The 25,443-nt window shown below is 57.5% G+C and carries 24 protein-coding genes and 1 pseudogene; 23 read left to right on the top strand and 2 right to left on the bottom strand.

Going from position 1 to position 25,443, the window contains the following annotated elements:
* The first annotated feature begins 10 nt into the window (after nucleotides 1–10).
* From G5S42_RS10860 to G5S42_RS10795, 14 genes are all read left to right on the top strand, one after another.
* Nucleotides 11–1,195 carry an acyl-CoA dehydrogenase family protein gene (locus G5S42_RS10860; RefSeq protein WP_176106750.1) on the top strand — a complete coding sequence of 395 codons (1,185 nt, stop codon included), beginning with the start codon at nucleotides 11–13 and terminating at the stop codon, nucleotides 1,193–1,195.
* A 9-nt stretch (nucleotides 1,196–1,204) separates the two neighbouring features.
* Nucleotides 1,205–1,510 (top strand): hypothetical protein, encoded by a 306-nt coding sequence (locus G5S42_RS10855; RefSeq protein ID WP_176106749.1) that lies wholly within the window; start codon nucleotides 1,205–1,207, stop codon nucleotides 1,508–1,510.
* A 59-nt stretch (nucleotides 1,511–1,569) separates the two neighbouring features.
* Nucleotides 1,570–2,823, top strand: coding sequence for a Rieske 2Fe-2S domain-containing protein (locus tag G5S42_RS10850; protein WP_176106748.1), 1,254 nt, complete (start codon nucleotides 1,570–1,572; stop codon nucleotides 2,821–2,823).
* 7 nt (nucleotides 2,824–2,830) lie between these two features.
* On the top strand, nucleotides 2,831–3,625 hold the full coding sequence (locus G5S42_RS10845; protein WP_176106747.1) for an amidohydrolase family protein: 795 nt from the start codon (nucleotides 2,831–2,833) through the stop codon (nucleotides 3,623–3,625).
* A gap of 26 nt (nucleotides 3,626–3,651) precedes the next feature.
* Nucleotides 3,652–4,755, top strand: coding sequence for a zinc-dependent alcohol dehydrogenase (locus G5S42_RS10840; RefSeq protein ID WP_176106746.1), 1,104 nt, complete (start codon nucleotides 3,652–3,654; stop codon nucleotides 4,753–4,755).
* Between the two features lie 46 nt (nucleotides 4,756–4,801).
* Nucleotides 4,802–5,647 (top strand): amidohydrolase family protein, encoded by an 846-nt coding sequence (locus G5S42_RS10835; RefSeq protein ID WP_176106745.1) that lies wholly within the window; start codon nucleotides 4,802–4,804, stop codon nucleotides 5,645–5,647.
* A gap of 241 nt (nucleotides 5,648–5,888) precedes the next feature.
* Entirely contained in the window at nucleotides 5,889–6,947 is a 1,059-nt protein-coding gene (locus G5S42_RS10830) for a Rieske 2Fe-2S domain-containing protein (protein WP_246391935.1), read from the top strand.
* A 35-nt stretch (nucleotides 6,948–6,982) separates the two neighbouring features.
* On the top strand, nucleotides 6,983–8,563 hold the full coding sequence (locus G5S42_RS10825) for an FAD-dependent oxidoreductase (RefSeq protein ID WP_246391933.1): 1,581 nt from the start codon (nucleotides 6,983–6,985) through the stop codon (nucleotides 8,561–8,563).
* A 37-nt stretch (nucleotides 8,564–8,600) separates the two neighbouring features.
* Nucleotides 8,601–9,941 (top strand): MFS transporter, encoded by a 1,341-nt coding sequence (locus G5S42_RS10820; protein WP_176106744.1) that lies wholly within the window; start codon nucleotides 8,601–8,603, stop codon nucleotides 9,939–9,941.
* Between the two features lie 62 nt (nucleotides 9,942–10,003).
* Nucleotides 10,004–11,176 (top strand): mandelate racemase/muconate lactonizing enzyme family protein, encoded by a 1,173-nt coding sequence (locus G5S42_RS10815; protein WP_176106743.1) that lies wholly within the window; start codon nucleotides 10,004–10,006, stop codon nucleotides 11,174–11,176.
* Between the two features lie 68 nt (nucleotides 11,177–11,244).
* Complete coding sequence (locus tag G5S42_RS10810; protein ID WP_176106742.1) at nucleotides 11,245–11,760, top strand: hypothetical protein; 516 nt, start codon at nucleotides 11,245–11,247, stop codon at nucleotides 11,758–11,760.
* Complete coding sequence (locus G5S42_RS10805; RefSeq protein WP_087738133.1) at nucleotides 11,757–11,951, top strand: hypothetical protein; 195 nt, start codon at nucleotides 11,757–11,759, stop codon at nucleotides 11,949–11,951. Before G5S42_RS10810 ends, G5S42_RS10805 begins: the two co-directional genes overlap by 4 nt.
* 119 nt (nucleotides 11,952–12,070) lie before the next feature.
* Nucleotides 12,071–12,607 carry a hypothetical protein gene (locus tag G5S42_RS10800; RefSeq protein WP_246391931.1) on the top strand — a complete coding sequence of 179 codons (537 nt, stop codon included), beginning with the start codon at nucleotides 12,071–12,073 and terminating at the stop codon, nucleotides 12,605–12,607.
* 12 nt (nucleotides 12,608–12,619) lie between these two features.
* Nucleotides 12,620–12,808 carry a hypothetical protein gene (locus tag G5S42_RS10795; RefSeq protein WP_176106741.1) on the top strand — a complete coding sequence of 63 codons (189 nt, stop codon included), beginning with the start codon at nucleotides 12,620–12,622 and terminating at the stop codon, nucleotides 12,806–12,808.
* Nucleotides 12,809–13,319: 511 nt separating this feature from the next.
* Here the strand turns inward: G5S42_RS10795 and G5S42_RS10790 are convergent.
* Nucleotides 13,320–14,408 carry a porin gene (locus tag G5S42_RS10790; RefSeq protein ID WP_176106740.1) on the bottom strand — a complete coding sequence of 363 codons (1,089 nt, stop codon included), beginning with the start codon at nucleotides 14,406–14,408 and terminating at the stop codon, nucleotides 13,320–13,322.
* Between the two features lie 629 nt (nucleotides 14,409–15,037).
* Here G5S42_RS10790 and G5S42_RS10785 point away from each other — a divergent pair.
* From G5S42_RS10785 to G5S42_RS10765, 5 genes are all read left to right on the top strand, one after another.
* Nucleotides 15,038–15,301: a DUF4148 domain-containing protein gene (locus G5S42_RS10785; RefSeq protein WP_176106739.1), complete on the top strand. Its 264-nt coding sequence runs from the start codon at nucleotides 15,038–15,040 to the stop codon at nucleotides 15,299–15,301.
* Between the two features lie 475 nt (nucleotides 15,302–15,776).
* Complete coding sequence (locus G5S42_RS10780) at nucleotides 15,777–16,280, top strand: hypothetical protein (protein ID WP_176106738.1); 504 nt, start codon at nucleotides 15,777–15,779, stop codon at nucleotides 16,278–16,280.
* 23 nt (nucleotides 16,281–16,303) lie between these two features.
* Nucleotides 16,304–16,825 (top strand): DoxX family membrane protein, encoded by a 522-nt coding sequence (locus tag G5S42_RS10775; protein WP_176106737.1) that lies wholly within the window; start codon nucleotides 16,304–16,306, stop codon nucleotides 16,823–16,825.
* Nucleotides 16,826–16,992: 167 nt separating this feature from the next.
* Nucleotides 16,993–17,973 (top strand): TRAP transporter substrate-binding protein, encoded by a 981-nt coding sequence (locus G5S42_RS10770; RefSeq protein WP_176106736.1) that lies wholly within the window; start codon nucleotides 16,993–16,995, stop codon nucleotides 17,971–17,973.
* 95 nt (nucleotides 17,974–18,068) lie between these two features.
* On the top strand, nucleotides 18,069–19,424 hold the full coding sequence (locus tag G5S42_RS10765; protein ID WP_176106735.1) for an MFS transporter: 1,356 nt from the start codon (nucleotides 18,069–18,071) through the stop codon (nucleotides 19,422–19,424).
* Nucleotides 19,425–19,791: 367 nt separating this feature from the next.
* Here G5S42_RS10765 and G5S42_RS10760 read toward each other — a convergent pair whose 3' ends face one another.
* On the bottom strand, nucleotides 19,792–20,772 hold the full coding sequence (locus tag G5S42_RS10760; protein WP_312883556.1) for a Bug family tripartite tricarboxylate transporter substrate binding protein: 981 nt from the start codon (nucleotides 20,770–20,772) through the stop codon (nucleotides 19,792–19,794).
* Nucleotides 20,773–21,520: 748 nt separating this feature from the next.
* Between G5S42_RS10760 and G5S42_RS10755 the strand changes: the two genes are divergently transcribed.
* The 4 genes and pseudogenes from G5S42_RS10755 (at nucleotide 21,521) to G5S42_RS10745 (ending at nucleotide 25,367) form a co-directional block, all read left to right on the top strand.
* On the top strand, nucleotides 21,521–22,639 hold the full coding sequence (locus G5S42_RS10755; protein ID WP_246391929.1) for a porin: 1,119 nt from the start codon (nucleotides 21,521–21,523) through the stop codon (nucleotides 22,637–22,639).
* Between the two features lie 283 nt (nucleotides 22,640–22,922).
* Nucleotides 22,923–23,213: pseudogene (locus tag G5S42_RS45135) on the top strand (MarR family winged helix-turn-helix transcriptional regulator); the annotation flags it as partial.
* Between the two features lie 45 nt (nucleotides 23,214–23,258).
* Nucleotides 23,259–23,459, top strand: coding sequence for a hypothetical protein (locus G5S42_RS44240; protein WP_246392224.1), 201 nt, complete (start codon nucleotides 23,259–23,261; stop codon nucleotides 23,457–23,459).
* A gap of 342 nt (nucleotides 23,460–23,801) precedes the next feature.
* On the top strand, nucleotides 23,802–25,367 hold the full coding sequence (locus G5S42_RS10745) for a methyl-accepting chemotaxis protein (RefSeq protein ID WP_176106731.1): 1,566 nt from the start codon (nucleotides 23,802–23,804) through the stop codon (nucleotides 25,365–25,367).
* The last annotated feature ends 76 nt before the right edge of the window (nucleotides 25,368–25,443 follow it).

The raw sequence follows: 25,443 nt of genomic DNA, 5'->3' as shown, positions 1-25,443 counted from the left end.
GGAGAACGCCTTGAGCCGTATTGCTAGTCACGAGGACGCCCTCGCTATTGCTCGCGGTTTGCACAACGTGATTCGTTCACGTGTCAAACAGACCGAAAGCGATCGCGTGGTGCCGAAAGAAACCATCGACGCACTACGTGAGTCGGGTCTTTTCAACATCATCACGCCGAAGTCGTTTGGCGGTTCCGAGTTGGGCTTCACGACGCTCGTCGAAGTCACGGCAGAAATCGCGTCGGCTTGCGGTTCGACCGGTTGGGTGTTCGGCGTGCTCGCCGGTCACAGCTGGATGCTGAACCTGTTCCCGTTGAAAGCACAGCAAGACGTGCTGGGCAAAGGCCACGCTCTGACGGCCACGGTGTTCCGCCTCGGCGGCACGATTACCGAAGTCGACGGTGGCTACAAACTCGTGAACGGTGAAGGGCGTTTCTGCTCCGGTATCGATCACGTGGAGTGGGTCATCGTCGGCAATGCGGTGCAGCGCGAAGACGGCCCGCCCGAACCGCGTTTCTTCGTGATCCCGCGCTCGGACATCCAAATCGTCGATGACTGGCACACCGCAGGCTTGCGTGGCACCGGCAGCCGCACGATCAAGGTCGCCGAAGCGTTCATCCCGGCACACCGTTCGGTGTCCGTCAAGGAAATGATGACGGGCAATGTCGAAGGCGCCGATGCCATGCGCGCTCCGATTTACCGGATGCCGTTCCATAATGTCACGCCGTTCTCGCTGATCGGTGCGCCCCTGGGCATGGCACGCGCGGCAATCAAATCATTCACCGAAGGTCTGGCGCCACGTCTGAAGGCAATGCCGGCTGACCAGATGGCAGAGCAGTCCGCAACGATCGAACGTCTCGCACACGCGACGGCGGATCTCGACGCCGCCTATGCGTTGATTCTCGAAGACACACGTCGCATTGACACAGCAGAAAGCGCAAAGTCGTTGACGCCGCTCGAATGGTCGCGCATTTCCCGCGATTGGGCATATTCGGCGCAAACGGCTCGTCGTGCGGCCAACAGTTTGTTCGAAGCCGCGGGTGGCACCAGCATCTATAACGCGTCGGACCTCCAACGAATCTGGCGCGACGTCAATTCGGCCGCGCAGCACTTCGCATTCACGTGGGACAGCGCACTGACGAGTTATGGACGTCAGGCACTCGATCTGCCGCCTTCGAACTTCGGCCCTGGTCCTAAGAAATAGGAGTTACCAATGAACGTGGATGATCTTCATTCAATCGAGGATTACTCGCCGGAAACGCTGCGTCAGATTATCGAACGGGTGGAGAACTCGCGCACGTTCGAACAGATGATTTATCGCGAGTCCGAACTGGACGAAGTCTGGCGACTGCTCGACAACGATATCGCTGCGGAAGCACGGAATGCCGCGAACTCGGCCGAAGGGCAGAACCTCGTGGCGCTGCGCAATCTGGTCATCGAAGCGCACGACCTGATCGGCAACGAAAGTAACACCGTAGACGCTCGCGAGCGACTGCTAAAAGCGGTCGCACTCGTTTAAGGCCGACGGGGGATTTCGGTCTCCCACGCAAATTCACATATAAGAGATTAGGAGCAAACATGCTTTCCCGTGAAGACAACGACGTTCTGACTCAAGTAGGAAAAGGCACCCCGAACGGCGACATGATTCGTCAATTCTGGATTCCGGCGCTGCTCGCATCGGAAATTCAGGAGCCGGGTGGTGCGCCCAAGCGCGTGCGTCTGCTGGGCGAAGATCTCGTGGCGTTCCGCGACAGCGACGGCAAGGTCGGCCTGCTCGAAGAACAGTGCCCGCACCGTCGTGCATCGCTCGCGCTGGGCGACAACTCGGAAGGCGGTCTGCGTTGTCTGTACCACGGCTGGAAGTTCGCGGTAGATGGCCAGTGCATGGACACCCCGACCGAGCCGGAAGATTCGAAGCTGTGCTCGCGTATCAAGGCGATCGCGTACCCGGTGCGTGAAGTCGCTGGCGTGATCTGGACGTACATGGGCGACCCGGCGAAGGTTCCGCAGTTCCCCGACTTCGATTTCCTGTCGTACCCGGCAGCAAAGGTCGCAGCGTTCAAGGTTCTCGAAGACTGCAACTACGCTCAGGCCGTCGAAGGCACGATCGACTCGGCACACGCGGGTGTCCTTCACCGCGAGCAGCCGTGGTCGGCGCCGGCGAAGTACGAACACGAGCGCGATCTGCGTCCGAAGATCGAAGTCGAATACACGCTGTACGGTTTGCGCTACGCCGGCGTCCGCAATTTCCGGGAAGAAGGCAAGCTGCACGCCCGCGTCACGGAAGTGATTCTGCCGTTCTTCACGCTGATCCCGCCCGATGGCTTCGGCGTCCGTAAGAATCGCCGCATGGCCAACGCTTTCGTTCCGCGCGATGACGAATCGACGTGGCACATCCAGTGGTTCTTCGACGAAACGCAGCCGGTCGATATCGAATATCGCATCCAGGAAGGCGGCCACTGGGTCGACGAAAACTTCCGCAAGGAACTCAACATCGACAACTGGTACAAGCAGGACCGCGAGGCGATGAAGACCTCGTCGATGTCGGGCATCAAGGGCATCCTGACGCAAGACCACGCAGTCAGCGAAACGCAGGGCCGCATCCTCGACCGCACGAAGGAACACCTCGGCACGTCGGACGTCGCGGTCGTCGCATGGCGTCGCCAGATGATTCGTTCGGCACGCGCGTATGCACAAAGCGGTGAACTGCCGAGCGTGCTGACGAACACGATTCCGTGGAATCAGATTCACGCTTCGACAGTGATCTTCCCGAACGACCGCACGTGGAAGGAAGAAGTGCCCCTCAACCCGGACGTCGCTCTGAAGGCCTGAGGTTCGCATGATCGTCGATAGCCACGCTCACGTATCGCCTCATTGGTATGAGCCCGTCGAGACGCTGCTCGATCAGATGAATGAATACGGTGTTGGCCATGCCGTGCTCACGCAGATGATTGGACAGACGGATAACCGGTATCAGCAGGAATGCGTCAAACGATTTCCCGGCCGTCTGTCGAGCGTGGCCTGGGTCGATGTCGAGGACCCGGACGTCGCGAAAACGATCGAATCGCTGGCCCGTGCTGGTGCCAGCGGTATTCGACTGAGACCATCGGCATGTCTTGACGACGGTCGCCTTCCCGAGGCTTGGCGCGGTATCCAGGCCTCGGGATTGCCAGTGAGCTGCGTTGGATCTGCTGAAGCGTTCAACGCGCCGGGCTTCATTGAATTGATCACCAAATTGCCGGGTACGACGATTGTCCTCGAGCATCTTGGCGGCACCAGCACGCCGGCTTCAACGGATGAAGCGCTGGCCCTGCGCCGCCAGGTGTTCAAACTCGCGGCGTTCCCCAACGTGATGCTGAAAGTACCGGGCCTTGGCGAACTATTGCCTCGCGATTCGAAAACCTGGCAGCAGGGCCGGCCGTTTGGTGATGCCCATCCTACGCTCCTACACGAAGCAGTTAGCGCGTTTGGCGCTGATCGTTTGATGTGGGGCTCTGACTTCCCCGTCGTGAGTTCACGCGAGGGATATGGTCTGGCGTTGAAACTCACGCGTCAGGCACTCGCGGGACTGACGAATGACGATCTCGACGCGATCTTTGGCGGCACCGCCCTGCGCGTATTTTCGAAAGCCTGAGATTGAAAAACTAGTAGGAGACAGACATGACGAAGAAGGTATTGGCCGCGGTTAAGACGGATGTCGAGACCACCGAATTGCGTGAATTCGATTATCCGCAAGTGCGCCCCGAGACCGGCATTCTGCGCATCGAAGCCAGCGGCGTCGGTGGCAGCGATCCCGAGTTGTATCGCAAGGCCGGTCACGTTCCGGTGATCATGGGCCACGAGAACGTCGGCACGATCGAAGAGGTTGGCGAAATCGCGGCTAAGCGGTGGGGCGTCAAGCCCGGCGACCGCGTTGCTCTCCATGAATACCTGCCGTGCTGGAATTGCGAGTGGTGTATGAAGGGCGATTTCCGTCTGTGCATGGAAGTCGATTTCTTCAACGTGAAGGATCGTCTGAATACCGATCGATTCGGCATGTCCACCGCCAACAAGCCGCCGCATCTGTGGGGCGGTTACGCGCAGTACATGCACATGCCGCTCAACACGGTGATGCACAAGATTCCCCACGACATGCCGGCCACGCATGCGACGCTGGCCGTGCCGTTCGGCAACGGCGTGCAGTGGGCGTGTCTTGACGGTGGCGCAGGCCCCGGCAAGGTCGTGCTCGTCTTCGGCCCTGGCCAGCAGGGTTTGGGCTGCGTGCTGGCGGCAAAGGCCGCTGGCTCGTACACGGTGATTCTCGCGGGTATGACGCGTGACCAGACTCGTCTCGATCTGTCGCTGCGCCTTGGCGCCGACTACGCGATCAATGTCGAGACGCAAGACCTCGAAGCCGAAGTGATGCGTATCACGAAGGGCCGTGGCGTGGACGTCGTTGTCGATACCACGGGCGATCCCAAAGGCGAAATCGTCAAGCAGGCGATCGCGCTGGCAGCGAAGGGCGCCTACCTGAGCCTGAACGGCCTGGAACAGCACGTGCCGATCGGCGAGATCAAGAAGCGCTATCTGACGGTGCGTGCACCGCGTGGCCGTAGCTATGCGGCTGTCGAACTGGCACTGCGCTATATCGGTTCGGGCCGCTATCCGATCGACGAGGTGTGCTCGCACACCTTCGGACTCGCACAGACACACCAAGCGATCCTGGCGACGGCCGGGCGTGGCGTCGAAGGCGCTATCCACGTCTGTGTCGATCCGTGGAAATAACGCCCTACCGTTTGTTGATATCGAATTTTACAGAGAAGGTAACGTCATGATCGATAGTCACGCCCACCTGATTTCCACGAACGTGGAGAAATATCCGCCGTCGCCGTTGAGCGGCACGCTCGAAGCCAACGCATTCGACAACCCGGTGACGGCCGAACGCCTGATCGACCTGCTCGACGCTTGTGGTGTCGAGAAGGCGCTCGCGGTCCAGCGCGCTCACCTCTACGGCTTCCACAACGACTATGTGGTGGACTCCGCAGAGCAATATCCCGATCGTCTGCGGTCGCTGTGCATGATCGATGCACTGGCCGACAACGTGGAAGAAACCGTGCGCTACTGGGTTGGCCAGCGTGGCTCGGTCGGCATTCGTCTGACGGAGCCGCACAAGGGCGCGGACTCGAGCTGGTTCGCGTCGAAAGAAGCCATGCGTGCATGGTCGGCCGTGTCGGATTTCGGCGGCTCGGTGCGCCTGCACTTCTACCGCTGGAATCGCGTCGCCGCGCTCGAAGCGCTTCGAGACGTCGTCAAGCAATTCCCGAACACGCCAGTCATTCTCGATCACTTTTCGAACATCGTCGGCGAATCGGGTGCACCGGACTACGGCGTGGACGAAGCGCTGCTCAAGTTCGTCGACTCGCCGAACGTCTACCTGCTGTACTCGATGATCAACCTCAGCAAGCTGAAGGCACTCGAGCTGCCGGCAGCGCCCGTCGTCGAGCGTGTCGTCCGGTCGTTCGGAGCCGACCGCGTGATGTGGGGTTCGGACATCGCGCAGTCGAAGGGTGAGTACAAGGACATGGTTCAGTTGGCAAAGGATTCAGTGTCGTCGCTCTCTGAAGCAGATCAGCGGAAGGTCCTGCACACGACCGCTGAACGCGTGTACTTCAGCTGATATTCGCCCACGTGGATACGGCGTTCCAACAAGAAAAAGCGGGACGCCGATTCTCGCATTTAAGGGTATCCCCGAGTCTTGTCGAGCGGTGCTACAAGATAAGATAAAGAATACCCAATTGAATACTTTCGGCGATCGAGCGCGGTAGATCCGATCCGGGGCAAGTTGGGTCGGCTGTACCGCATGTGTCAGGCAATACGCTCGATTTGTCCGTTCTCGATTCTCTCTGAGGAGACATCAAATGAAATTCCTTCGGAACTGTTGGTACATGGTTGGCTGGTCGAGCGAGTTCTCGGCTACCGACATCGTCCCGTTCACCGTGATGGACGAACCGCTGGCGCTCTATCGCAAGGACGACGGCACGCTCGTCGCTCTGGAAGACCTGTGCCCGCACCGTTTGGCGCCGCTGACGGTTGGCCGCAAAGAAGGCGACGAACTGCGCTGCATGTATCACGGCCTGAAGTTCGCTGCCGATGGTCGCTGCACCGAAATCCCGGGCCAGGAGCGGATTTCGTCGAAGGTCTGCGTGCGCAGCTACCCGATCGAAGAAAAGCACGGTGCCGCATGGGTCTGGATGGGTGACCCGGCAAAGGCCGACGTCGCACTGATTCCGCCGATCGAAGGTCCGGATAGCGACACGTACTCGATGGTCTGCTCGAAGTTCGTCATGAACGGCAATGCAGAACTGGTGGCCGACAACCTGCTCGACCTGTCGCACGCACCGTTCATTCACGAATCGACGTTCGGTGCGAATAACAAGGTGTCGCTGAAGGTTCAGAAGGATGGCGAGACCAAGCGCGGCACGACGGTTCTCGAACGTGGCGTCGTCGCCGATCGTTGGCACATGGGCCGGCCGACGAACCCGTATTTCGATCTGCCTTCCGACGATAACGTGGTCAGCACCTTCCTGGTGCCGGGCGTCTTCATTCTGAAGATCAACTCCTTCGCACCGGGCGTTCAAAATCGTTTCGTCGACGGTAAGCCAAACGAGCAACCGATCTTCCGTCGCTGCACGTGCCAGATGATTACGCCGATCAACGATACGCAATCGATGTTCTTCTACAACTTCGGTCCGGATCATGAGCACGCCGATCTGAAGGAACACGCATTCGGAATCGCCGACGCGGCATTCGCCGAAGACAAGGCAATCATCGAAGCGCAGCAGGCAATGATCAAGAAGGTGCCGGGCCGCAAGATGATCATGCTGGCGATGGATCAGCCGGTGCTGCGTTACAACGAGATTTATGACGGCCTTCGCACGAAGGAAGAAGCCGAGCAGGCAGCATCTCCCGCAGCCTAAGCAGCTCAACCCGCGCCGGTATGTTTAGAGACACGATGGATAACGAAAAGATGGAAGTGAACTGGACCGAGCCCCGATGGGATGAACAGGCCGATATGGTTGTGGTCGGCTATGGCGGTGCGGGCGCAACGTTCGCGTTCGCTGCCGCCGAACAGGGCGCTGACGTGCTCATCCTCGAAAAGGGTGCGCAGGGTGGCGGTAACTCGGTCTGTGTGGCGGGTGGTCTGATCATGACCTCCGTCGATGAAGAAGAGTCTTTCAAGTATCTGAACTGGTTGTGTGCAGGTCAGACCGAGGAGAGCGTTCTTCGTCATTTCGTCTCAAGTCTCAAAGACATACCTGCGTTCCAGCACAAACTGGAATTGCCGCTCAAAGACAACCCGCAGCCGTTCTCGGCCCCGGGTTTCTTTCCCGAGTTCGCGGGCGCTCCGGGTGCCGAGAGCATCAAGGGTATGAGCGTCGTGGCCGCGCCAGGCGGCGCAGGTCTCTATAACGCGATCTCGGCTCAAGCAGAGAAGGCGGGTGCACGTGTCAAGTACAGCACGCGTGTTACGCGTCTGATTCAGCATCCGGTGACGCGTGCGATTCTCGGTGTCGAAGCCGAACGCGAAGATGGCACGACGATCACGATTCGCGGTCGCAAGGCAACGGTGCTGGCCAGCGGTGGCTTCGAAGCGAACGAGGCCATGTGCAAGCAGTTCCTCACCGCATGCCCGATCTATTTCCTGGGCAGCCCAAATCTGACCGGCGACGGCATCCGCATGGCACAGGAAGTCGGTGCCCAGTTGTGGCACATGAACGCCGTGGCAGGCCCGCTCAACATGGGCATCAAGACTAAGGAAGGGTACGTCTACGTCACGTATGACCTTAACAAGGTAGCGGGTTTCGGCTACAAGTCGGGCGCGTTCAAGGACGGCGGCAGTCTGCTGTGGGTGAACCGACAGGCGAAGCGCTTCCACAACGAAACGATCGACACGTCGGTCGTTCAACACGGGTTGGCGAATCGCGACACATGGCTAGCAACGACGCCGGGCATTCCGGAATTCACCAACGTGCCGGCATTCCACATCTTCGACGAAAAGGTTCGGGCCGGTGGGGCGGCGATGACCACGCTGAATTCGCGCGTGCCGCCGTGGAGCCAGGACAACCTCAAGGAACTCGAAGAAGGTCTGATCATCAAGGCCGATACGCTCGAAGAATTGGCGTTGAAGTGCCAATGGCCGGAAATCCCGGGCGTGACCAAGGCAGGTCACCTCGATCCTCAGGCGCTTCGTGAGACGGTCGAGCGCTATAACGAGCAGTGCCGTCTGAATGCCGATCCCGAGTTCGGACGCGAGACGTTCCTGGTGCCGCTCAACGACGAGGGGCCGTACTACGCGATCGGACCCATGCTGCCGACGTACCTCAATACCCACGGTGGACCGAAACATGATGCGGGGCAACGTGTTCTCGATCATCAGGACAAGCCGATTCCCGGTCTCTATGCAGTTGGGGAGTGTGGATCCTTGTGGGGTCCGTTTTACAACTCGATGGGCGATATTGCGGAGTTCATCGTATCAGGCATGACAGCAGCGAAGACCGCACTTTCCGATAGCGAGGATCGGAAGCTTCGCTGATTGATTACACGGATAACTAACCAGGAGACAGAGAACAATGAGTGAGACCGCAGAGGTGCGAGCGACGTTCGCACCCGCCGAAGCCGCTTCGGATTCGAAAACGTCGAAGGGAGCTTGGTGGATGCTCGCCATTTTGACGGCGACATACGTGGTCTCCTTCATCGATCGGGGCGCGATTTCCCTCGTCGTTGGGCCGATCAAGGAAGACCTCGGAATTTCCGATCTCGAAGTCAGTTGGCTTCTCGGGCTCTCATTCATGCTTCTGTACAGCGTGCTTGGCGTCCCCATGGGTGCGCTGGTCGATAAGTACGAGCGCCGGCGCCTGCTCGGTGGCGCGATCATGGCATGGTCCGCCGTTCAGGTTTTGTGCGGTCTGAGTCAGACGTACGTCCAGTTGTTCGTGACGCGGGTGGGCCTCGGTGTTGGCGAGTCCGCGCTGTCGCCTGGAGCCGCGTCGATGATTCGCGATGCGTTTCCGCCGCAACGCCGCAGCCTCGCGTTCGGCATTTACAACATCGGCCCGCTTCTCGGCACCGGTCTGGCTCTCGGGCTCGGCGGTTTTCTTCTGAAGGCGGCATCGGCGGGTGCATTTGCGGGCCTGCCGCTGGTTGGGGGGCTCAAACCATGGCATTTCGTGCTGCTGGTGCCGGGTCTTATCGGCATTCCGTTCGCCGTGCTTCTGTGGCTCGTACGTGAACCGGCACGCCGCGACGTCAACGCAGGCAGTGGGGTCACGTATCGTCAAGCGCTTTGTTTCGCGTGGACCAACAAGGCCGTCTACGTTCAACTCTGGGTTGCGATCTGCTTGTACGGCATTGCGGTTGGTTCGCAGATGGCCTGGCTTCCGGAAATCATCGCGCGCACGCTGAATGTCCCGCGTCCGGAGATCGGTAAGGCGTTGGGCGGTGTGGCACTGTTGGCGTCGCCTGCTGGCCTGTTGATCCTGGGCCGTATCGCTGACTGGCTGCGTGAACGCGGCATGATCGACGCACCGGTTCGTGTCGCCGCTGTCACGACGGCCATCGCTGCAATCGTCACCGCATGCTTCCCGCTGATTCACTCGATGAATGTCGGCCTGATCGCTTATTTCGTGCAGACGTTCATGTTCTCGATGTTCGCGGTAGCAGGCGGCGCAACGATGGCCAACTTCACGCCGGGCAACATGATGGGAAAACTGACGGCGGTCTACTACCTGATCACCAACCTGCTCGGCCTGGCGCTCGGGCCCACCGTCGTCGCGCTCGTTGCCAAACTGTTCACGGGTCCCAATGCACTCGGCGCTTCCTTCGTCGTTTGCTATGTGATCTCGGTAGCACTGGCAGTCATTCTGTTGATCCGTGTCTGTGGTGCACTGCGTCGTACGGCGGCAAATAGCTGATATCTGGTTCAGAAGTGTCCGGTGGGGGCACTCCTCTCTCGAGTTCCTATAGGTTCAATCCCGTGAAAATTACCCGCGTTGAGTGCGTTCCGGTTTCAATGCCGCTTAAGAAGCCGCTGAAGCTTCCGAACGTCACGATCACCTGTCTGAATACGCTCGTGGTGCGTATCTATGCCGATAACGGATTGGTGGGCGTTGCTGAATCTGGCGACACCTCGTCGTGGTATCGCGGTGAAAGCCAGGCCTCGATGACGGCAATGATTTCCGATATTTTCGCTCCGCGAATTCTGCTCGGCGAAGATCCGTGCAATATCGAAAAAATCGTCGGCATGATGGATCAGCTCGCACGCGACAACAATCAGGCGAAAGCTCTCGTCGATTGTGCGTTGCATGACCTGAAGGGGAAAGCACTCGGTCGCCCGGTCTACGATCTTCTGGGTGGCCGCACTCGCGAGTCAGTTCCGTTGGGCTGGGTTCTCTCGGCCGGCGATCCGGAAAAAGTGGCAGAGGCAGCAGTCCAGGTTCGGGAGGCTGGTTTCTCCGCCTTCAAACTCAAGGTTGGGCGCCATACGTTCGACAACGATGTGGCAACGGCCCGTGAAGTGCGCAAAGCACTCGGCCAGGACGCGATGATCACGCTGGACGCAAATGGTTCGTGGAATTACGAGCAGGCCCTGAAGACGGTGCGTCGCCTGGACGAATACAACCTCGCTTTCATGGAGCAGCCGCTGGCGCATCAATACCGCGACAGCATGTCCAAACTCCGCGAGCGCGTGAACACGCCGATTTACGCAGACGAGGGGGCGCAGGAACTTGGCGACCTGCGCGAGATCGCGGAGCGCCGCTCGGCTGACGGCGTAATTCTGAAGATTCAAAAGGTCGGCGGTCTGCTCAAGGCGCAACGATTCCTGGCGGCATGCCGGATCTACGACATCCCCGTGTTCTGCTCCACCTTGATCGGCGGCGGTATCGAGTCGGGCCCGAGCACGCATTTGATGGTCTCGGATCAGTGGGCGTGCCAGTTCATGAGCGAAAGCATGGGGCCTCTGGCCGTGCATTCGGTATTCAACAGCGACGAGATTCCGGCGGGCGAAGATCTGGCAATCGGCGGTCAGCGGTTTGCCCGGGGCCGGGCATATCCGAGCGAAGGGCCGGGCTTTGGATTCGAGGTCGATGAAAAGCTCCTGAACAAAATCATCACGCCGGGCGCAGCCCATCGGGTCGTTCAGGCGTAAACGGGCATTCAGCGGCTGACTCGATTCCGCCGCGTTGCGAAAACTAAAGCCAACAACGGAGACATCTGATGCAAGGTATTAATTCGCCGCCGTGGAAGTACGCTGTCCTTTGGCTCCGGATATATTTCGGTGCCGATTTGCTGTGGTCGGGTTTCCGTTATATCTCCACCGGATGGGTTCCATTCATTCCGGGCACCGGAGGTGCATACGTGCAAGCGCTGGATGCGATTCACATGTTCCCGGTGGTCAAGTATATGGAATGCGTGCTCGGTATCCTGATGCTGAGCAACCGTTTCGTGCTGCTCGCTGCGATTTTTGAGTTCCCGACTTCGGTTTCGATCTTCTGGATCAATACCTTCATCGTTGCGACTCCGCGCCAATTGTTCTCGGGCCCGAATCAACTGCTGATGAATGGTCTATTGATTTTGGCCTACAGCGGCTACATGGCTTCGGTATTTAAGCCAAAACTCACGCCTCTGGCATTGTGGGAAGGGTTCAAGGTCGATGTCTGGAAAGAGTCTCTCAAGTTCAAGAAAACACCTGAACCGCGCAGAGATATCGTCGAATCGGGAGAACTGCAATGAAGAGCAACCGGAACCTCTATATCGGTCTCGCCCTGTGTCTGGTCATGACGTGCTGGGTCTTCTTCGGATCGACGGGATTGGGTTACACGGAATATCGTCCTCTGCGCGCGCGTGACATGTTTGGTCTGGCAATTCCGTGGATCTGCGTCATTACTGTACTGATTCGCGATCGCCGTAAAGGCATCGTTTAAAACGGCTCTTAGGTGATGGGAAGTTTCCATCACCTTTGAGATATCCTGTCGTATTGCAATTTCTGCGGCACCATATTTCAACGTTGTACTGCAAGAACCTTTACGGAAATACCCTTCCCATGAATAGCGCGAATTCTTCCCCGTGGAAGTATGTAATCACGTGGTTGCGTCTGTATTTCGGCGCCCACCTTTTCTTCTCAGGTATCCGATTCGTGATCGACGGCTATGTCCCGATGATTCCGGGTCTCGCCGGCCAGTATGTGGCGGGAGCCGATGCGATCGGTATGTATCACTGGGTTAAGTACATGGAAGCGGTTTACGGGGCACTTCTGCTGATGAACCGTTTCGTGTTCCTGACACTGATTCTCGAGATGCCGACGACGGTCACGATTTTCTGGCTGAACACGTTTATCTCGGCGACGCCGCGTCAACTGTTCTCGGGTCCGCAAGAACTCCTGATGAACGGCATTCTGCTGCTCGCATACAGCGGCTACATGGCGGTTTGCTTCCGTCCGACGCTCAACCCGATGTGGCTGTGGGACGGCTGGAAGGGTTTCAGCCTGAAGGGCAAAGGTGGGAGCCTGGTGGGTGTACCCGCCGTCGAACAGCAGCAAAATGTACCCGCCTTCGAACAGCGGAAAAAAGAATTGGCTTAAGGAGCACATGCGATGAAAAAGAATACCTGGATCGCAATCGCCATCTGTATCGCACTGACGCTGGCGGCCGTCGACGGCTCGACGGGTTGGGGCTGGACGGAGTACCGTCCGCTGCGTAATTTCGACTACTTCGGCCTCGGCGTCTCCTGGCTGCTCTTCATCTTCGTGCTCGTGCGCGACAAGATCAAGGGCGAAGCATAAGGCTTCGGTCACCGCGGTTGTAGATTCAAGGAAGTCCGGGGAGAATTTTCTCTCTGGACTTTTTTTTTTGATAACGGCTTGGCGTGTCCATCTGAGTTGGGTTCAGCAGGATCGACCTGATGGTGGCGCAGGGCGCGAGTACGCATGACCCAAGTCGTAGGCGGTTCGTCTCTGATCTGTCGAGCAATGAGCTGCGACAGATATCCCAATCTCGCTTTGTTCCCGAGTGCGTTTGAAAGTCCTTAGACAGAGGCACTGCGTCTGATTGAACGGATGGAGAAGTACCTGCTACTGGCGACAGAAAGATGCCTGCCTGCAGAGGATTAGTAGGCTAAGCTCGAGCGCAGGCTGAAGACGGCGCTGGTCCAACGCGACCGAGAACAGATCATGCAGGTGTTGATCGATGAGCGAGAGCGTATAAGCGGGACGGTCATCGACGTTTTGGTAAGCAGAGGACTATGAATAAAAAAAGCCCGCTCGAAGCGGGCTTTTTTCACGGGAGTAGGAAGGCTTAGAAGCGCGTTGCCAAACCCAGGCCGATTGCCGTGACATTGGCGTGGTAGCCGGTCGGGGCACCGAGACCACCGGGCGGGTAGATCGTTTGGTGCGCGATCCCGCTGTTCCAGAGCTTCTTGAAGAAGCCGTACAGCATCGTCGCCTTCGAGAGTTGGTACGTGTAACCGACAGCAGCCGATCGGATCGCCCAATTACCAGTTACCGGACCGTTTGTGCTGGCATAGGTAATGTTCTGGTCGCTCAGTCCGCCGTAAGAAGCGCGAATGGTGCCGAATGGGCCGGTCGGAATCGTGACACCGGCTTGCCAGCCCTTATCGGTCTGGCCCGGATCATTCAGACGCACTTGGTACGTACCGTAGAGCGCGACGAAGTTGAAGTCGTATCTCACACCCAAGACGTGTTCGTACGTATTGCGTGCAATGGTCGCTGACGGTTGCAGGCTGTGGCCGAAGCCGTAGCTCGTGAGCAACGGGCCGTTGGCGTAGGTAAGAGTCGCGAGTTGGTAGTGCGTCGCGTTCTGCAGACCTTGATTGTTGCCCCACGAATACGCTGCCGTGCCATTCAGACCCCTCCACGTCGGCGACGAATACTGGATCGTATTGTCCTGGCGAGCGGGATCTTGCAGCATGTTGAAAATCCACGGACGCGGTTCTTCGCCGCCAATCGAGCCGAGCGGCGAGGCTGCTGCCAGCAGCATCGGGTCGAAAGTGCCGCCCCATTCGTAGCCGGCCGTTTGCAGGCGACCTGCAATGATCTGGCCGAAGTCGCGGCTGTCGATGCCGACGTAGGCGCGACGCCCGAACAGACGTCCACTCTGGCCGGACGTGCCGTTGTTGATGTTGAAGCCGCTTTCGAGCACGGCGATCGCTGACAGACCGCCGCCCAGATCTTCCTTCGCGCGAATGCCCCAACGGGAACCACCGGCACCGCCGCTGTTCATGCTGACGACGTGTTGGCCTTCGGAGTTTCCGAAGTAGCCGATGAATGCATCGGCGACGCCATACAGCGTCACGCTGGTCTGTGCCTGTGCCATCACAGGCGCGATTGCTGCCGTAACGGCGCAGCTAACGAGCAGTTTACGCAATTCCAGTGTCTCCTATTTGTGGATGTTAATTTGTAGAGTGGTCGACGTTGCACAAGGGCGAGGCGATGCACAACAGTACGCATGCAAAATAATATACGATGTTGCATATGACAGGTGGGAAATTTCAGAAATGTTGTGTTCGCGGGTATTCCCTGGATGACAGCTGAAGCTCGCTATTTTCTTTGTGGTCATTGCTTGGGATTGCAAAGGAAAAAGCGATGGTGCAGAGCGATTCTCCAAAAGAAAAAGATAGAGCGCCATTGGTTGAAGGCGTCTAAGGCCGGCATGGTGAAAGGCCCGCGGGCGAAGCTCTTTTCGGCGGAACAGAAGGCGCTTACAGCGGGAAGCTTCCGGCGCGCAGTCTATCGGCAATTGCGGCGCGCCTCGATGCCGCGCGATCCATCGAACGCTTCGCTCTGGCAGTGGCCGTGTCCTCGAAATTCCTCCGCTGACACAGGACAGCGCCGAACGATATGCGCTTGGTGAGCCGTTAGTCGGCGGCTTGCCAGACCATATTCCCGCCCCTCGTTTATGCACTACGCGAGAAGTGAATATGTTTCGATTTGCCTTTCGTTTGTCAAGACAACGCCTATACTTTCAGCGATAACCCCGATAAGAAAGGCCTTGCCATGAACTCCGTTCCGCGTATAGCGCTCGGCGTCCTTGCCGCGGCGTGCTGTTTCGCGTCGATTGCGGCGCTGGCCCAACCGTACGATTCGACGGTGCCGCTCACACGAGCCACGGTGCGCGCCGACCTGATCGAATGGCGGAAGGCGGGCTACGACCAGTCCGACGACTGGTTCGACTACCCCGATAGCGCGATACGCGCAGGCGCGATCGTGGCGCAATGGCATGAGGCGGCCGGCGCTCGAACTGGTCAGACGCCCCAGTAGTAACTTAGCCGCAACACCCCGATCATCCGGCGTAGGGCGCTGCAAGGGCCAATGCCGGTGGCGAATCGTGTTCGCTCGCGGATTGAATCTTCCTGTCTGCCCATCCGGGTGAGAACTCGGGCATTACGGAAGGCCATGGATGGGCAAGGCTTTTGCCACCATGCCGCGTCAACTATCGCGGCATGCGGGTTCCTTGCCATTGACCGACTCACTGCTGACGGATTCGTCAGCCCCAAAGCCCACCTTGCCGCCCGCCCGGCGCCGTCGCTCCCCGCGGATTACATTCCGCGCGAAGGAAATGTCGCGTACATCAAATAGCACCTATCCGCCAACAACGGAAATAGGGAAACCCCGACGTTTACACACGATTCTTCGACCTATACGATTCGGTAGGCTAAATTAAATACAAAAATGCAGGACCGAACCATCTCAAGCCGAAGCGTTTAACTCTTCACAATGCTTTCAAGGAGGCAGGATGTCGAATAACCAAGGGGTTCTCTCCTCGGGGGGTATCGCCACGCGTATCAACGTGTGGATGGACAGCATGACTGGACGCGTGGTCACGGCAATCGTGGGCTTCCTGTTCATCGCGCAGATCGCTCACGGTTTGCATTCGGATCCGCGTTGGCACTGGCATGCGGGCACCGGCAAACTGCCGCATGACATCGTTCAGGAGTTCATGGACCTGGCCTATACGGAGGGCAAGGGCGCCGAAGCGTACAAGACTTACTTTTCGGAAAAGGCTGTCGATAACGCGCCGAACACGATCGATCATCAGGATGGCGGACCCATTCCCCACGAAGTGAAGAAGATCATCGTCCAAGGCATGGACGTCGCGGTCTACCAGACGATCGGCGCCACCCGTGGCCAACCGGCGCAAGACGTTGTCGATGTCTACGAGATCAGCGGGTCTGGCTGGATCATTCGCCATGATCGCATTACGCAACAGAAGGCGGCGCCTGTGCAGGCTGCGAACTAAACAGCAAAGGACGAAAGCACACTATGGACAACGATGATCGCAAAACGATGCCGCAACTCATCGGCAAAGTCATCCTGACGTTCTGCCGGCTGTATCTTGGCGGCTGGATGGTCGTCAGCGGTACCAGCTACTGGCGTACGGCTCTCGGCATGTCGCCGATCTTCCCGCAACCGTTCGGCACGCTGCCCGAGTCGAATGAGCTGCTGGTCACGATGGTTCACACGCACTTTTTCCATATCGTGAAGACGTGTGAAATTCTGGGTGGCCTTTCGCTCATTCTCGGTATCTTCGTCCCGGTCGGCCTGCTTATGCTTCTGCCGGTGTCGTTCGTCGTCTGGTACAACGCGATCGTGTTGAACCATCGCTTCGACAAGATGTTCACGCCGTACATGGGCGTTGGTTGCCTATATATGAACCTGATTCTGATGGTCTGGTACATCAAGTACTACCTGCCGATGATGACGTTCAAAACCACGATCGGCCGCATCAGCGACTGGAAGAAGCTGCCAAAAATTTTCAAGTCGGACGCTGTTGATTTGATCTGATTTCGGATGTGAAGTGAGGGATTTGGCTACGTTGCTTCGGTAACGTAGCTTTTTTTGTTTAGATATTTGGCGATATTTCCTGGAACATGACGAAAAGATTTTTACGTCTTAAATCGGGTTGGTCATTGAGCCGAGTTTGTGGCGATATCAGTGGTGCGATATTTGGCATGCTGTTGATCGTGCAGCCGTTGATCGCGCATGGGCAGCCTGTTCAAACGCTCACGATCGTAGAGTATCGAGCGCATATGTCGCCGGACCAGCCGACAATGCGCGGCATGGCCAGGTTCGCAGATATCGTGAACCGGGAGTCTCACGGTCGTCTGGTGGTGAGCGTGAGCGCCGATACAGTACCGGGTTCGCCGGGTGAGCAGATCAAAGCATTGCAGGCAGGTGGCCCGGGCGCCCCGGATTTGATGCTGCTGGTGACGCCGGCATTGCGTCATCTCGTGCCCGAATTCGAGATCATGGATCTGCCGTATGTTGTCCGCAGCGAACGTCAGGCGCAGGCGCTGCTCGATGGTCCGTTCGGACAAGCTCTGTTGTCGCGCCTCGAGGGTCACGGTCTGACGGGTCTGGCCTGGTGGGAGAACGGCTTCCGACAGATCACGACGTCGGGCCAGCCGTTCCGGCACGCGCTCGATCTGGCGAACCGGCCGGTTCGCGTGATCCCGGAACCCGCGTTCGTTGAGACGTTCAAGGTCTTGGGCGCTGACGTCGTGGGACTTCCGTATTCTGAACTATACGGAGCATTGAAGAGTGGACGCATCGTTGCGGAAGATAACTTCTATTCGCAGATCTTGGCCGGTCACCTTTATGACGTTCAATCGGCCGTTTCGGTCACGAATCACTCATACAGCGCCATTGCTGTGGTTGCCAATTCGGCGGTCTGGCAGAAGTTGACGGTGCAGGATCGAAATGTCTTACAACACGCTGCAATAGAAGCTGGGCGCTTTGAGCGCGATCTGATTCGAGAACAGGCGAAAACCGATCGTGCTGAGCTTGAGCGTCACGGAATGACGGTTCATACCGTCGCGACGGATGAAATAGCAAAACTGGACACCCTTACAGATCCCGTCAGACAGCAATTCTTCCGCAACTACGATCCCAAGATCGTCGATATGTATCGACGTCAAATAGCGAAACGCTAGACAATCCGGTGCTTGAGAAAAATGTAACTATTGGGGATTCGCGAGACTCCACCCAGGAGTCTCGATCTGCATCCCGGCGTACGCGACTGATTCCAATGATCGTTGCGGTGCCGATGTTTTTGCAGAGTCTCGATACCTCGATATTGGGCACGTCTCTCCAGTCGATTGCCGCTTCCCTGAATGTCGAGATACTTCATCTCAACTTCGCTATAACCGCCTATCTGTTGAGCCTCGCACTGTTCCTCCCGGCAAGCGGGTGGCTCACCGATAGGTTCGGAACGCGGCGCGTATTCTGTTCGGCAGTCGCCATCTTCTCACTGGCATCCGCACTATGCGGCGCGGCCACCTCGATCACTGAAATCGTTCTATTCCGGGTCTTGCAAGGCCTTGGCGGAGCCATGATGGTGCCTGTAGGGCGCCTGATTCTGCTGCGAAGTATTCCGGCAACGCAGCTGGTGGCAGCAATGGTGTGGTTTACAGTTCCCGGCGCCATTGGGCGTGTGATTGGGCCGCTACTGGGTGGGCTGATCGTCACGATGGGCTCCTGGCGATGGATCTTTCTGCTCAACATTCCATTCGGTGTATTGGGCATCCTCCTGTCGTTGAAATTTGTGCCGGATTCGCGCTCGGAGAAGTCTGAGCCGTTCGACATGACGGGATTCATTCTGATGGCGATAGGGCTTTCGGGCATCGTATGTGGTCTGGAAACCGTCGGCCGCAATTTCGTCCCTATGAGCGTGACGATTGGAATCACGGCTATTGGGGTTCTGGCAATGGTCGCATACGGGCTTTATAGCCGTGGACGTCTCGATGTCATTATCCCTCTCAAGATTTTTGGATATCAAGCGTTTAGCATCACGACGATTGGCGGCATTCCGCTCCGACTCGCGGTCGGCTCGGCTCCAATCTTCGTACCGCTGCTCTTGCAGGTCGGCTTGGGATTGACGCCCATTCAATCCGGCTTGATGAGCGCCTGGCTCTCTGTCGGCGCATTCGGTGTCCGTCCAATCATGGATCGTGCAATAAGGAAGTTGGGATTCAGGCCGATCATGATGCTGGGCGCCGCGATGACGGGCGCGACATTCGCTTGCTATGGCTTGTTCAGACCGACGACATCGGTTGGGCTTATGTGCTTCGTGCTTTTCGTAGCGGGTATCGTCAATTCTCTGGGGATGATAACTATGAATACGGTTGGCTATTCCGGCATTCCTAAGACCTTGATGAGTAAGGCCACGGCACTTTCGACAATGATGCAGCAGACGTCGATCAGTTTTGGTGTCGCAGTCTGCGCATCATGCCTGACGATCACCGCGCAGGTTCATGGGCACAGCGCAGATCATCTGGTAATCGACGATTTCCCGATGACATTCTTCGTTGTCGGGGCATTTACCCTGTTGTCTGTCGTGGCATTCGCCGGTCTTCCCAGGGAGGAAGGCCAGGAACTGCGCTAGATTACGAGAAACGATATGAGCTATTCCTTTAAATCACACGCAAATACATATCCGGGCTCAAGTGATTACGGTCGAGACCTGGCGGATCACTTCGGTGCTTTCGATGCAGAATTTTAAGACCGGCGCGTGGCCAATCCAGCCGAACTTCAGGTGACGCCGCGAGATGAAGCGCGCGAAAATTCACGAGGGCGGCAGGTTAGCGCTCGCGCGTGATCAACGCGATTGGACGGCTCGTAAGTGTGAGAGGTACTGAGGAGAATCCCCGTAGCCTCTAGTTGCGACAGGAGATGGATGAGCGACAAAAGAAAAAAGCTCGATGTCTTTTCAGAACATCGAGCCCCAGTTGCTATACACGCAACGAACAACGTTACTTCGCGGGCTGACTCAGCTTGTCGTGGTCAGTGGCGATAACCTTCGCATAGTCAGCGGATGCGAGATATGCAGCCTGGTGACCGTTGACGTTCAACGCCTTCTGGACGTTCGGGTCCTGCACTGCCATCTTCACGGCATCCGCGATCTTATCGCGGACCGGCGCCGGGAGATCCTTCGGTGCCAACACACCCGTATGCGACGCGAAATCGAAGCCTGGGAACATTTCGCCGAGTGCGGGAACATTCTGAATCTCGGGAATACGGCGCGAGCCCAGGACCGCGAGCACACGCATCTTGCCGGCCTTGATCTGCGGCGCCGCCATTTCATACGGAATCTCTATCATTTGCACCTTGCCGCTCAAGAGCGCCGGGATCTGTTCAGCGGCGCTCTTGTAGGCGGTATGAATCATTTTGACGCCCGCTCGCTTCTGGAACGCCACCATCGCCAGATATTCACGCGACGTGGTGCCTGTCGATCCAAACATGTAGCAGTTCGGATTGTCCTTCAGACGGCTGATCAGATCGGCGTAGTCCTTGATGTCGGTGCCGCTCAAACCGGCGCCGTTGCCCGCGACCAGAACCAGGCCCGCGTGACCGGTGACCTGTGCCACCGGAGTCAAATCCTGGCGTGCGCCGTCCACTTGATCGGTATCGCCGACGAGAAGCGTCAGTCCGTCAGCGGGCGCTGCTTTTGCTGCCGACACCGCAGCTGCGTCCGCCTGATTTTCGACGACAACATCGGTGCCCAGCGCCTTGCTCAATGCCGGTGCCAGTGCGCGTGCAACCAGGTCTGAATTCTGGTTCGGTCCGGCAGCGATCAGCTTGACCGGCGCCGACTTCGCCGGTGCTTTGGCGATGGAGGCTTTGACGGGTGCCGTCTGTGCCGCGAAGCCACGACTCGACATCGTGATGCCGGCGACCGCGGCGAAAGCGAGTGCCGCACCGACGAAGATTTTTCGATTCGCGTTCAAGGTCACGTCTCCTTTATGTTGGGTTACAGATACGATGCGCGATTTTGTATTCAAAAAAGACTACCATTGTACTAGGGCAAACGCGTACGATGTGGCACGAGTGCGAGCGCAGACGCCCCGCGAATTCCCTTGTGCCCTAGGCAAATTGCGACGCGACCGGAAAGCCAAGCCCAGGGTTTTTACCGGAGCATGGTTCGTTGACATTGTAGGCTGTCGTAAATACTATTTTGACTGATGATAACGAATTCAAAGATCAGACGCACGATGATATCGGGGTGCGGTGCGAATCCGGTTGTGGCAGGTCGCGCATCCCGAATCTGTTGAGGTTTTGCTAACACGTCCTGCTCGAACATTCGAGCCGCCAAGCAGTTCACGGCAAATGCACTGCCTTGGGCAGCGGCCGATCTGAGCAATCGATTCGCATGCAAGAACGCAACATCCTGATCGCCAACGTGCCGAGCTCTGTCATTCGTCACGCCGAGACCGGCTCCCCTCTCTATTAGGCCGGTGCCTCCGTACAGCTGGCGCCGGCCACGGCTCGCACGATTCATGAGTTGCTTCGGGTGTTCAACTGGGACCCGGCCGCCCGCATTGGATGCTGCACAACTTCAGGAGGACAACCGACCAGCGAAACAATTCACCAGCAGTCAGTTTCAAAGAGCACTTATAACAATCAGGAGAATGTATGAATCACCAGGGGGTCGGGAGGAAACGCCGATGGGCCACGGTACCGTTGGCATGCGCATCAGTTTGCATGAGCATGACGGCCGCGCATGCGCAAAGTAGCGTTATGCTTGGAGGATTCCTTGACGAAGGGATCGCTACCTATCGTGATTCAGGTGGGTCACGTTTATTTCAAATGCAGGATTCCGCCATTTTTCCGACCAAGTTCTTCTTCCGCGGGAGCGAGGACATGGGGGGCGGCCTGCGCGCCAACTTCAGCCTCGACTCGATGATCAGCCTAAGCACAGGGGGACTTGATCCGCAGTCGCGCGGCGCGATGTTCGAGAACTCGTCGTGGGTCGGACTGAGTCAAGCAGGGATTGGCAGCTTCCGCCTCGGGCGGCAGAACGACTTCGCCTTCGACTATTACCTGCTCGGCGGTATCGATCCGGCCACGGGCATCGCTGGCGGTATGCTGAACTTCCGCACCGGTAGCTTCGGTGCCGACCTGCTCGGCGTTTCGGGTCCAGCCCAGATCGCCGGTGCCGTCTCAGGCGGCCCGTTCGCACCTATCACAAGCAACGGCCAGATCACTGGGTTAGCGGCCATCAACTGGGATCGTGTCGGCGGCAAACGAATGTCGAATGCCGTCAAGGTCGTCTCCGAAGAATATGCCGGGCTGTCGGTTGGCTTGATGTATAGCTTCGGCGGCACGGCGGGGGACTTCAACAACGGGGCTGGAAAGAGCGCCGCGATCAACTTCAGGAACGGGGAAACGCGTGCTGCGGTTGTTTACACCGAGCAGAACTACGCGCCGGTCAACAACGGGCATAGTGGCATCGCCAACCTCCTCGCCGGCGCAAGGACGAAGTACGCCCATTTCACGGTCTCGGGGATGTACAGCCAGGCGCGCAACACCCATACGGGTGCCAGGATTTACGCGCTTGCAGGTGGCGTCGGGTATGACTTCTCACCGGCCTGGAACCTCGGCGGCGCTTATACCTACGAAAATGGTAACGAGCTGCTGAAGAACGTGACGATCAACCAGGCCGCATTGCAGTTGACATACACGTTGTCGAGACGCACCTCGCTCTATGCCGCTGGTGTATTTCAACGCACCAACGGCGCATATGCTGCAGAAATCGGGAACATCGTGGCAAACGGCAATATCCAGTCAGTTTTTCAGCTTGGCATGATGCATCGATTCTGATGCTTGATTGAGAGCGGCGGCGATGAGTATGTTTTCGTCATCGCTGTCGTGCTCTTCACGGATATGCAATAGTAAAAAGTCCCCCCGATCAAGCGCAGAAAGTGCCACGAGGACCTTTTCGTCTACTATGATAGCATACAATTTAGAATTATAAGTAATTCAGTGCGCCGGACACGCAGTAGCGGCGCAGGACCGACCGATCAACCATAGTACGAGGTAGTGTTCGGACGTATAGGCGCAAACCCGACGTCTGGTTCCGATCACATTTGAAGGAGCGGCAGATATGAAGAGCGAGGAGGACCTACCCCTAAGCCATGCGGTTGAAGCCCCTTTGAATTGGCTAACCCGTTTTGTCGCCGTCGACAGGGCGGTCTCGGAGTCTGCTGATCGACATCTGAAGTCATCGCTTGGGATTTCATCTGCGCAGGCTAAGGTCATCATTTGCCTCGCTGGACGGCAATTCATGACGCAGGTTCAACTCGCCCGCCGGCTGAATTACGATATGGGGTCGCTATCCCGACTCATTCCGCGTCTCATCGACGCTGGAATTGTAATGAGGTCCCGGCATCCAGACGACTGTCGCTGCTGGTGCGTTCAGCTTACGGGAAGCGGAGTGGCCATGGTCGCGAAGATCACCGCGTTTCTCGGGGCAACTGATCAGAAATTGATTAGCCTCTTCACCGAGGACGAAGCGGATATTTTCATGGTGTTGCTCAAGCGCTTACTCGTGAATTCCGCAACTCATGGGGCAGCCGATGTTTCGGCAGTTGCCTCGACGGTCAGCCCGAGGTCCTTTGGCGCCATTGGCGCACCGGCGTGACCGACAACGCTCTCTCCTTCGCACTACAACGTGGCCAGCGCATATCTAGTCCTGCGCGTCCGTGCCTTCGCCGTTATCGACGTTCGGCTTCTCGCACGTGCGCCCGATGATCGTCGCGGTCGATGCCGCTATCCGGAGGCCGCATTCACGGGCAGGAAAAGCCGAGCACACCGGCCATCGTTGGCGCCCGTGCTGCGTTGATTTCGCCTTAGCGGTCGAAAGATCTCGCGAGTCCGGCACTAACACATCAGACCGGATTTCACAATCATGCTTGCCCCCTATCCATACTCAGGGGATTTATGCCGAAATCCAAGGTTATACAATCAATGTAGGCAAAAAAACATGCTAATGCTTCTTCGCAATCTCAAAGTACGCAACCGGCTGTTTGTTAGCTTCGCAATCGTTATCCTGCTGTTATGCGGTGCCGCGGGATTTGCGCTTTTCCAGGCGCATCGGATCGAATCGCATCTAGTGGACATCAAACAGAATTGGATGGAGTCGATCAAAACGATTGCTGATCTTCGTCTGGCCCTCAGCACGGATCGTCGCGCCACGCTGGGTCTGGTGTTGTCTGATTCCAAACAAGCCAAAGATACCAATGCGGCGATCCGTGCCCAAGCCTTGGATCAGCTGAGAAAGGGTGTCGATCACTATGAGAAAAACGCGCTGCCGGGCGAGGATCGTCAGTATTTCGAGAACGATAAGAGGGCAATTGCTGCGTATGCGGTGATCAACAAAGAACTCTACACACTTGCAATGACTGACAATCCAGATCTTGCTACCGCGCGGGTGCTCGCCAACACCAAGATCTTTGATGTCTTCAAGTCCACCGAGAACACGCTCAGCGCCCATATGGACTTCATCCAGAAGAATGCGGATGAAGCTGCGGAAAACGCCATTCACGACTACGACATGGCCCTGATGCTGACATTCAGCGTGATCTGTATCGCTATCATTGCGACGGTATATGTCTGCAACACGGTTGCCACATCAATCGTCTTCCCGTTAAATGACGCCGTAAGAATTGCCGAAGCAGTTGCGTCGGGGGATTTGACGTCACAGGTCAGGGTGCATTCCGATACTGAACTCGGCCAATTGATGCGTGCGCTTCGCAGCATGAATGAGAGTCTCGTGGATATCGTGAAGCAAGTCCGGTCCGGTAGCGAGGCCGTATTGACCGGCGCATCCGAAATCGCGGCAGGTAACGAGAACCTGAGCCAGCGCACCGAGGAACAGGCGGCGTCTCTCGAACAGACGGTAGCTTCGATCCAGCAGTTGACGGCGACCGTGGAGAACAACGCGGCGAATGCCAGACAGGGCCTCAAACTCGCGCAGACTACATCCGATTTGGCAAACGGCGGTGGAGAGGTCATGAAAGTGGTCGTGACCACCATGTCAGGCATTGCCGATCAATCCAGGAAAGTCGCCGACATCATTGCGACTATCGAGGGTATCGCCTTTCAGACCAATATCCTGGCCCTTAACGCGGCGGTTGAAGCTGCACGTGCTGGCAACGAAGGTCGTGGCTTCGCCGTCGTTGCTCAGGAGGTCCGCACGCTGGCTCAACGCTCGGCATCGGCCGCCAAGGAAATCAAGGAATTGGTCAGCAATTCGGTCACCCGCGTTGATCAGGGATCTCAGCTGGTGAACGATGCCGGGTCAAAAATTAACGAGGTGGTGAGTGAGTTCGCCCACGTTTCGAGCCTGATGGAGGAGATCACCCATGCATCCGATGACGGCCACCGGGGCATCATGGAGATAAACAAGGCAATCGGCGAAATCGATACCGTGACCCAGCACAACGCAGCCCTGGTCGAAGAGGCCGCTGCCGCTGCCCGTGGCGTTCATGCGGAAGCTGAACGCCTACAGTCACTGGTTACCAACTTCAAGATCGCACGCGCTATTTGATTCACGGTCTTTGGACACCCGCGGTTGACTCCTCACGATGCCTTTCAGGGAGTGAGTAAACGGCCGATGGCAAAAT

Source organism: Paraburkholderia youngii (assembly GCF_013366925.1).
GTDB classification, from domain to species: Bacteria; Pseudomonadota; Gammaproteobacteria; order Burkholderiales; family Burkholderiaceae; genus Paraburkholderia; species Paraburkholderia youngii.
This window is presented reverse-complemented; position numbering and strand designations above follow the sequence as displayed.

Excerpts from the sequence above, each read along its gene's own strand:
- G5S42_RS10770 (WP_176106736.1), top strand. The coding sequence starts at position 16,993 with ATGCTGTTGATCGTGCAGCCGTTGATCGCGCATGGGCAGCCTGTTCAA.
- G5S42_RS10795 (WP_176106741.1), top strand. The coding sequence starts at position 12,620 with ATGAAAAAGAATACCTGGATCGCAATCGCCATCTGTATCGCACTGACG.
- G5S42_RS10810 (WP_176106742.1), top strand. The coding sequence starts at position 11,245 with ATGCAAGGTATTAATTCGCCGCCGTGGAAGTACGCTGTCCTTTGGCTC.
- G5S42_RS10805 (WP_087738133.1), top strand. The coding sequence starts at position 11,757 with ATGAAGAGCAACCGGAACCTCTATATCGGTCTCGCCCTGTGTCTGGTC.
- G5S42_RS10765 (WP_176106735.1), top strand. The coding sequence starts at position 18,069 with ATGATCGTTGCGGTGCCGATGTTTTTGCAGAGTCTCGATACCTCGATA.
- G5S42_RS10855 (WP_176106749.1), top strand. The coding sequence starts at position 1,205 with ATGAACGTGGATGATCTTCATTCAATCGAGGATTACTCGCCGGAAACG.
- G5S42_RS10785 (WP_176106739.1), top strand. The coding sequence starts at position 15,038 with ATGAACTCCGTTCCGCGTATAGCGCTCGGCGTCCTTGCCGCGGCGTGC.
- G5S42_RS10820 (WP_176106744.1), top strand. The coding sequence starts at position 8,601 with ATGAGTGAGACCGCAGAGGTGCGAGCGACGTTCGCACCCGCCGAAGCC.
- G5S42_RS10775 (WP_176106737.1), top strand. The coding sequence starts at position 16,304 with ATGGACAACGATGATCGCAAAACGATGCCGCAACTCATCGGCAAAGTC.
- G5S42_RS10840 (WP_176106746.1), top strand. The coding sequence starts at position 3,652 with ATGACGAAGAAGGTATTGGCCGCGGTTAAGACGGATGTCGAGACCACC.
- G5S42_RS10745 (WP_176106731.1), top strand. The coding sequence starts at position 23,802 with ATGCTAATGCTTCTTCGCAATCTCAAAGTACGCAACCGGCTGTTTGTT.
- G5S42_RS10845 (WP_176106747.1), top strand. The coding sequence starts at position 2,831 with ATGATCGTCGATAGCCACGCTCACGTATCGCCTCATTGGTATGAGCCC.
- G5S42_RS10850 (WP_176106748.1), top strand. The coding sequence starts at position 1,570 with ATGCTTTCCCGTGAAGACAACGACGTTCTGACTCAAGTAGGAAAAGGC.
- G5S42_RS10755 (WP_246391929.1), top strand. The coding sequence starts at position 21,521 with ATGAGCATGACGGCCGCGCATGCGCAAAGTAGCGTTATGCTTGGAGGA.
- G5S42_RS10830 (WP_246391935.1), top strand. The coding sequence starts at position 5,889 with ATGAAATTCCTTCGGAACTGTTGGTACATGGTTGGCTGGTCGAGCGAG.
- G5S42_RS10800 (WP_246391931.1), top strand. The coding sequence starts at position 12,071 with ATGAATAGCGCGAATTCTTCCCCGTGGAAGTATGTAATCACGTGGTTG.
- G5S42_RS10835 (WP_176106745.1), top strand. The coding sequence starts at position 4,802 with ATGATCGATAGTCACGCCCACCTGATTTCCACGAACGTGGAGAAATAT.
- G5S42_RS44240 (WP_246392224.1), top strand. The coding sequence starts at position 23,259 with ATGGTCGCGAAGATCACCGCGTTTCTCGGGGCAACTGATCAGAAATTG.
- G5S42_RS10780 (WP_176106738.1), top strand. The coding sequence starts at position 15,777 with ATGTCGAATAACCAAGGGGTTCTCTCCTCGGGGGGTATCGCCACGCGT.
- G5S42_RS10825 (WP_246391933.1), top strand. The coding sequence starts at position 6,983 with ATGGATAACGAAAAGATGGAAGTGAACTGGACCGAGCCCCGATGGGAT.